General features: G+C 73.1%; 7 protein-coding genes. 5 read left to right on the top strand and 2 right to left on the bottom strand.

Annotation, left to right across the window (positions count from 1 at the left end; all coding sequences use genetic code 11):
* Positions 1 to 834: pirin family protein (locus AOK09_RS22475; RefSeq protein ID WP_055589034.1), on the top strand; the 834-nt coding region annotated here is incomplete at its 5' end.
* A 72-nt stretch (positions 835 to 906) separates the two neighbouring features.
* Positions 907 to 1,245, top strand: a complete 339-nt coding sequence (locus AOK09_RS22480; RefSeq protein WP_055589035.1) for a GNAT family N-acetyltransferase — start codon at positions 907 to 909, stop codon at positions 1,243 to 1,245.
* A 274-nt stretch (positions 1,246 to 1,519) separates the two neighbouring features.
* Here AOK09_RS22480 and AOK09_RS22485 read toward each other — a convergent pair whose 3' ends face one another.
* Positions 1,520 to 1,981 carry an aggregation-promoting factor C-terminal-like domain-containing protein gene (locus AOK09_RS22485; protein ID WP_055589036.1) on the bottom strand — a complete coding sequence of 154 codons (462 nt, stop codon included), beginning with the start codon at positions 1,979 to 1,981 and terminating at the stop codon, positions 1,520 to 1,522.
* Between the two features lie 767 nt (positions 1,982 to 2,748).
* On the opposite strand from AOK09_RS22485, the gene AOK09_RS22490 reads away from it, so the two are divergent.
* Positions 2,749 to 3,963 (top strand): hypothetical protein, encoded by a 1,215-nt coding sequence (locus AOK09_RS22490; RefSeq protein ID WP_055589037.1) that lies wholly within the window; start codon positions 2,749 to 2,751, stop codon positions 3,961 to 3,963.
* An 81-nt stretch (positions 3,964 to 4,044) separates the two neighbouring features.
* On the opposite strand, the gene AOK09_RS22495 is transcribed toward AOK09_RS22490, so the two are convergent.
* Positions 4,045 to 4,500, bottom strand: coding sequence for an ATP-binding protein (locus AOK09_RS22495; RefSeq protein WP_245687421.1), 456 nt, complete (start codon positions 4,498 to 4,500; stop codon positions 4,045 to 4,047).
* Positions 4,501 to 4,892: 392 nt separating this feature from the next.
* On the opposite strand from AOK09_RS22495, the gene AOK09_RS22500 reads away from it, so the two are divergent.
* Positions 4,893 to 5,660, top strand: coding sequence for an IclR family transcriptional regulator (locus tag AOK09_RS22500; RefSeq protein WP_055589038.1), 768 nt, complete (start codon positions 4,893 to 4,895; stop codon positions 5,658 to 5,660).
* Positions 5,661 to 5,705: 45 nt separating this feature from the next.
* A partial coding sequence (glpK, locus tag AOK09_RS22505; RefSeq protein WP_055589040.1) for a glycerol kinase GlpK occupies positions 5,706 to 7,062 on the top strand: 1,357 nt, incomplete at its 3' end.

The following is a 7,062-nucleotide window of genomic DNA, read 5'->3' on the forward strand; positions in this document are numbered from 1 at the left end:
CTGCCGCAGCGGGCCCGGACCCTGATCGGTGCCTGGTGCTTCGCCGACCACTACGGGCCGCACGATGTCGCCGCCACCGGCGGAATGGACGTCGCCCCCCACCCCCACACCGGGCTGCAGACCGTGAGCTGGCTGTTCAGCGGCGAGATCGAACACCGCGACAGCATCGGCAGCCATGCCCTGGTGCGCCCCGGCGAGCTGAACCTCATGACCGGCGGGCACGGCATCAGCCACTCGGAGGTCTCCACCCCCCGGACCACCGTGCTGCACGGGGTGCAGCTGTGGGTGGCGCTGCCCGACCGGCACCGCGACACGGCACCGGCCTTCCAGCACTACGCGCCCCGCCCGGTCCCGATCGACGGCGGCGAAGCCAGGGTCTTCCTGGGGACCCTCGCGGGCGACACCTCGCCCGTTCCCACCTTCACGCCCCTGCTCGGCGCCGAACTCACCCTCGCTCCCGGCGCCACGGCCACGCTCGCCGTCGACACCGGCTTCGAGCACGGCCTGCTCGTCGACCGCGGGGAGGTGCTCATGGCAGGGACACCGCTGCGCCCGGCAGAGCTCGGCTACCTCGCACCGGGGCACGACACCCTGACGATCACCAACACCGCGGACCACGCCGCCCTGCTGGTCCTGCTCGGGGGCACCCCGTTCGGGGAGCAGATCGTGATGTGGTGGAACTTCGTCGCACGGTCGACCGAGGAGATCGCGCAGGCCCGCGCAGACTGGGCGGACGGGGACCGGTTCGGCGAGGTCCACGGCTACCACGGTGACCGGCTGCCCGCTCCGCAGCTCCCCGCGGTCCCGCTGAAACCGCGCGGGCGAGCCCGCTGAGCTGCGCCGCCGCCCCGGCCTGCGATTCCGATTCTTGCCCCGAGCCCGATCCCGATGCTGAAAGGCCCCATCATGACCAAGCCCACCGCCGACCCGGTCGTCGAGCACGCGGACGGGAGGAATCGCTACGAGATCCTGGTGGACGGCGTACTCGCCGGGTTCACCGAGTACCGCGACCGCGAGCAGCAGCGCGTCTTCTTCCACACCGAGATCGACGACGCCCACGCCGGGCAGGGCCTCGCCTCCGTGCTGGTGCGGCAGGCGCTCACGGACGTACGCGACGCGGGCAAGCGTGTCGTGCCCGTCTGCCCCTATGTGGCGAAGTACCTCTCCGGTCACCCCGACTTCACCGACATCACCGATCCCGTCACCCCCGAGATCCGGCACTGGCTCCGCGACGCGCTGCGCTGACCGGCCCGCGGCGGGGCCCGGCCGGCCGGGTGCGGCCGACCGGGCCCCGCCGCACGTCTGCTGCGCCGGCTCCCGTCCGGGCGGACCGCCTGCGCAGCCGGCGGGTCTGACGGTCGTCCCGCCGCAACCCGTCCCGCAGTGCTCGCAGGCCGCGGCCGACGGGCCTGCCCTCCGGCGGTGGGGGCCGTTGCGGTGGGGTTCCGGTGCTGGACAGGGGTGGGCCCCCGGGCACGTGGTGGGTGCTCGGGGGCCTGGGTGGTGCTGTGGGGGTGGCTCAGTACCAGTGGTGGGTCTGCCAGAAGTTCCAGGCGGCGTTGGGGCTGCCGTAGCGGTCGTTCATGTAGGTCAGGGCCCACTTGATCTGGGTGGCGGGGTTGGTGCGCCAGTCGGAGCCGGCGGAGGCCATCTTGGAGCCGGGGAGGGCCTGGCACAGGCCGTAGGCGCCGGAGGCGGCGTTGACGGCGCGGTGGTTCCAGCTGCTCTCGTGGCTGATGATGTGGTCGAAGGCGGCCCACTGGGAGGCGGGGACCATCGACTTGGCCAGGGCCTTGGTGGCGGCGGTGGAGGTGCCGGAGGTGGCGGCGAAGGCAGAGCCGGTCACGGTGTTCCTGGAGGCTTCCGAGGCGGTGGCGGCCGAGGCGGCGGGAGCGGCGACGGCTGCCATCGAGGCGATGCCGGCGGCCGTCGCGAGCACGGCGGTGGCGGTACGCAGGCGGGGCATGGTGATGCGCTTCAAGAAACAGACCTCAATCGGCTCACTGGACGACCCGGCCTCGGGAGCGGCCGGCGTCCGGGGCACCCGTTTCGGTTCGGTGTGCCGGGGAGGACGCCGGGACCGGGAGGACCTGGTGGCGCCGTCGGACTCGTCCCACCATGGACGAATCGGACAAAGCCCTGCAAACAGCTCTGCTACTACGGTGTTCCGTAGCTCGGGCGCCGCCTCAGGTCGCCGCCGAGGGGTGCTCTGATCGGTGGTCGGACCGGGATCTTCGACCGCGCGAAGACGTCGCCCCGTCTGCCGAAACCCCTCCCACCTGCGCCTTCTGTCGGCTGGCCGGTCATTCGCAGCTTAAACGCGGAGATGTCTGATTTGGTGGGTTTATTCGAGGTTCGTCCTCGACCCGCTCGGCTACTAGACCGCGCCGTAGGGCTCCTATCCCCTGTGACCCACTTCACCGCGCGGCCCTCTCGGCGTGTGAACCAGGCCACCAGAATCCCGTACGACAGGGGCCCGAAGGCAGCCCCGCCGCCTCCCTGAGCGCTCTCGCCCGACCACCGCCGCCGGTTGCGCCGCGCCGGGCGGCGACGCGCCCGCCCGGCGGCCGCAGCGGCCCCGGAGGACCCGGCCCACGACAGGGCGCGGCCGAGGGCCCCAGGCCCAGGCCGGATTCCCCGGACCGCGGAGCCGCCCGCGCCCTACACTGCCTCGCGGGCATCGCGACCCGGCCGCCCGGACCGGCGTCGCCCGACCTGGGCCGAGGCCGATGGACGCGGGGGTGGCGGGTGGGTCGGCGTCAACGGATCGCGGAGGCGGCGTTCCGCTCGGCCCTCGCCCACTGCGAGCAGGCGGTCGTCAGGGACCTGGCCCGCTTCGACCGTCTGCGGGTGCAGCCCCCCGACCGGGCGGCGAGGATGCGTCGCAGGGTGCGGGCCGCCGTCACCCGCCACGACTACGCGAACCACCTGTCGGACCACGGGCTGCTGCGCTGGTCGAGGTACGTCCTGATGTATCTGCTGCTGATGCTGACGCTGTACTGCGAGGGGCGCGCCGTCCGGGTGGGAGGCGGCGATCTTGACCCCCGGCTGGGCCGGCTGGCCGCGGCCGTCCTGTACTTCCCCGCGGTGGCGTGCATGGCCGTGTACACCAGGCGGGTGGTCACCGGCTCCCGTGTTCTCGGCACCCGGCTGCTCGGGATCGGCTTCGTCGCCGCCGTGGTGTGGGGCGTCGCCCAGACGGTCGGTGACGGCCGCGCGGTGGCGGCCCGTCCCTGGCAGAGCACATGGCAGGCCGGCGGGGGAGCGTGGGGGATCGCCTTCGGCGTGGGGGTGATAGCCGCGCCCGCCCTGCCCTGGCTGCTGCTGGAGGTGGCGGTCACCGCCTGGCGGACACACCGCTACCGGCGGCAGTTCGACCCGTTGATCGTCTACACGGTCAGACTCGCCGACGACCTCAAGCGCAACCGCCACAAGTGGTGGGAGGCGAGGACCGCGCGCGGCTGGTGCCGGGAACTGGAGGACCTCTCCTGGCGGGCGGTGGAGGCGTTCGACGTGTCGGGGCGGACGCACCCCGGCGACCTCGCCCACCGCCGTGCGCTGCGGGCGGAGGCACGCCGCGCCGGCGGCGTCTACCGCAGCCTCATCCCGCAGATCGTGCGGGCGCGGTCTGCAGCGGACGTGGACAGGGTCGTCGCGGACCTGGTGCGCGGCATAGAGCTGCTGGTGTTCGAGGAGAGGGAGGCGGTCCTGGCCGCCGCTCCCGTCGCCGAGCCGGCCGGACGGCGGGCGCGCGCCTGGCTGGTCCGGGCGGTCCCCGGCTTCGTCCTGGTCGCCTTCGGGGTGGTCCTGCCGATACTGCCCGTGTTCGGGCACCACCAGACGGGGGCCGAGAATCTGCGCTGGGGCCTGATCCTGGCGGGCGCCGCCGTCGTGGTCTCGGCCAGCCCGGATGTGTCGGCCCGGGTCAACGAGGCCGTGGGGCGGGCACTCTCGGCGAAGTGAGGGGCCGGCGTCCCGGGTGCGCTCTCCTTGCTGGAGAGCCGGTGGCGGCGGCCGACCTCGGATCCGCCGTACGCACCCTGCTCAGGCCGCGGGCAGCTCCGCCCAGTGGGTGACCGCGCAGCCGAGGCTGCGGATGCCGTGCCGCGCGGACAGCGCGGCGACGATGCCGAGCCCGCGTCCGCACTCCTCCGGGGGCTGCCCCTCGATCGGCCGGTGGGCATGGGGGTCGGCCCCGGTGTCCGTGACCTCGACCTGGATCGTACGGAGGCCGCCGCGGTCGGTCAGCGAGAGCCGCAGCACCGCCGGGGGAAGGGCGTGGACCACGGCGTTGGTGGTGAGCTCGGAGATCACCAGCAGTGCGTCGTCCGCCCTCCCCGGGGGTACCGCCCACGCGGCGAGGACCCCCCGTGCCCGCCGGCGGACGGCGGAGACGACCTCCGGGATGTGCGGTATCGGGCAGAGGTGCTGCACCACCTCCACCGTCTCCGCGGCCGGGTCCGAAGCCGGGGGCGAATCCATCGCCGTGGCGCTCAGCATGCGGTTCTCCCCCGGGAGGCGCCGACCGCGGTCGGCACGGCCTCCCCCGTGCCGCGGGCTGCTCGTGGGGCGGGGCGTGTTCGCCCCCTTGGTCGTGCCATGTCTCCTCCTTCACGCCGGGCGGGAGTGGTGCCGGGCATGTGCCGCGCCGCGGACCGCCCGGGTGGTCTGCCGATGTGTACGCCGTGCAGCGGTGGACGTAGCACCTGGAATACGGACGTTATGGACAGCTGGGGCCGGGGTCAACGAATACCGGTCGCCATTGCCGAACGAGGTCCCTCCGGGGCGTACGGGAGACGCCGGGGCAGGCGCTCGCCGCGTACGCCGGGACCCTGCCCATCCGGGACCGTTGGCCGCTGCCCAGGGCGCGGTGGCGGAGATACGATCCCCCCATGTCCGGCCCGGTGCAGTCCATCGAACGGGCGGCCGCGGTACTGCGTCTGCTTGCCGGGGGGCCGGGCAGACTCGGCCTCGGCGAGGTGGCCTCGGCGCTGGGCCTGGCGAAGGGCACCGCCCACGGCATCCTGCGCACCCTGCAGCACGTCGACTTCGTGGAGCAGGACCAGGCCACCGGGAAGTACCAGCTGGGTGCGGCGCTGCTCCACCTCGGGTCCAGCTACCTGGACGTGAACGAGCTGCGGTCCCGCTCCATCAACTGGGCCGACGCGCTCGCCGCCCGCAGCGGGGAGGCGGTACGCCTGGGCACCCCCCTGGAGGGCCGGCTGCTCATCGTCCACCATGTCTTCCGGCCCGACGACACCCTGCAGACCCTGGACGTCGGAGCACTGCTGCCGCTGCACGCCACCTCCCTGGGCAAGGTGCTGCTGGCCTTCGGCGCCACGCCGCTGGAACCGGTGGTGGCGGCCGGTCTGGAGACGTACACCCGGCACACCGTCGGCACCGCCGGGGAACTGGCCCGCGCGCTGGCCGGGATCCGGGAGGCCGGGTGGGCGGCGGAAGTCCAGGAAATGGTCATGGGTGAGGCCGGGATCGCCGCACCGATCCGCGGACACGGCGGCCTGGTGGTGGGCGCCATCGGTGTGTCGGGAGCCGTGGAGCGCATCTGCGACCCGAAGGGGCGGCCGCATCCACCGCTGGTCGACATGGTCCGCGGCGCGGCGCGGGCTGTCTCCCGAGACCTCGGCGCGGCCCGCTGGTGACCGCCGTGCCCTCCCCGACGCTACGGATCCAAGGCAGGCCGGCTCATGGTTGAACGCTATGTGATGTCCGTCGACCAGGGCACCATGTCCACGCGGTGCATCCTGTTCGACCACAGCGGGCGGCTGGTCTCCGTCGCCCAGCGGGAGCACCAGCAGTACTTCCCCCACCCCGGCTGGGTCGAGCACGACGCCCTGGAGATCTGGCGCAACCTCCAGCGGGTCGTCCCCCAGGCACTCAGCGGCGCCGGGGTCGACGCCGGGCAGATCGCGGCCGTCGGCATAGCCAACCAGCGCGAGACCACCGTGCTCTGGGACCGCAGGACCGGCCTCCCCCAGGGCAGGGCCGTCGTCTGGCAGGACACCCGGACCGCCGGACTGCTGGCGGAGCTGGGCCGCACCACCCCGGAGGAGTTCTTCCTCGACCGCTGCGGAGTGCCGCTGAGCACGTACTTCACCGCACCCCGCATCCGCTGGCTCTTCGACCACGTCCCCGGTCTGCAGGAGGGCGCGGAGCGCGGGGACGTGCTGTTCGGCACGGTGGAGAGCTGGCTGATCTGGAACCTCACCGGCGGACCCGACGGCGGACTGCACATCACCGACGTCACCAACGCCAGCCGCACCATGCTGATGAACATCCGCACCCTTCGCTGGGACGACGAACTGCTGGCGCTGTTCGGGATCCCCAAGGCGATGCTGCCGCAGATCCGCCCCTCGGCGGCCTGCTACGCCACCGCCCGCACGGTGCTGCCCGGGGTGCGGATCGGCGCCGCGCTGGGCGACCAGCAGGCGGCGCTGTTCGGACAGACCTGCTTCGCGCCCGGTGAGGCCAAGTGCACCTACGGGACCGGCAGCTTCCTCGTCCTCAACACCGGAACCGAGCTCATCAGGTCCCGGCACGGACTGATCACCACCGTCGGCTACCAGATCGGTGACGAACCCGCCGTCTACGCCCTGGAGGGGCCGATCGCCGTGACCGGCTCCCTGGTCCAGTGGTTCCGCGACCAGCTCGGCCTGATCACCAGCGCACCGGAGATCGAGACGCTGGCCCGCACCGTCGAGGACAACGGCGGCTGCTACATCGTCCCCGCCTTCTCCGGCCTCTTCGCCCCGCGCTGGCGCAGCGACGCCCGCGGCGTGATCGTGGGCCTCACCTCGTACATCACCAAGGGGCACCTCGCCAGGGCGGTCCTGGAGGCCACGGGCTGGCAGACCCGCGAGGTGGTCGACGCGATGAACGCCGACACCCGGCTGCCGCTCAGGGAACTCAAGGTCGACGGCGGAATGACGGCCGACAACCTGCTCATGCAGTTCCTGGCCGATGTGCTCGACGTCCCGGTGGTGCGCCCGCTGGTCGCCGAGACCGTCTCCGTAGGAGCCGCCTACGCCGCCGGGCTCGCCGTCG

This window comes from Peterkaempfera griseoplana (assembly GCF_001418575.1).
Classification (GTDB): domain Bacteria; phylum Actinomycetota; class Actinomycetes; order Streptomycetales; family Streptomycetaceae; genus Peterkaempfera; species Peterkaempfera griseoplana.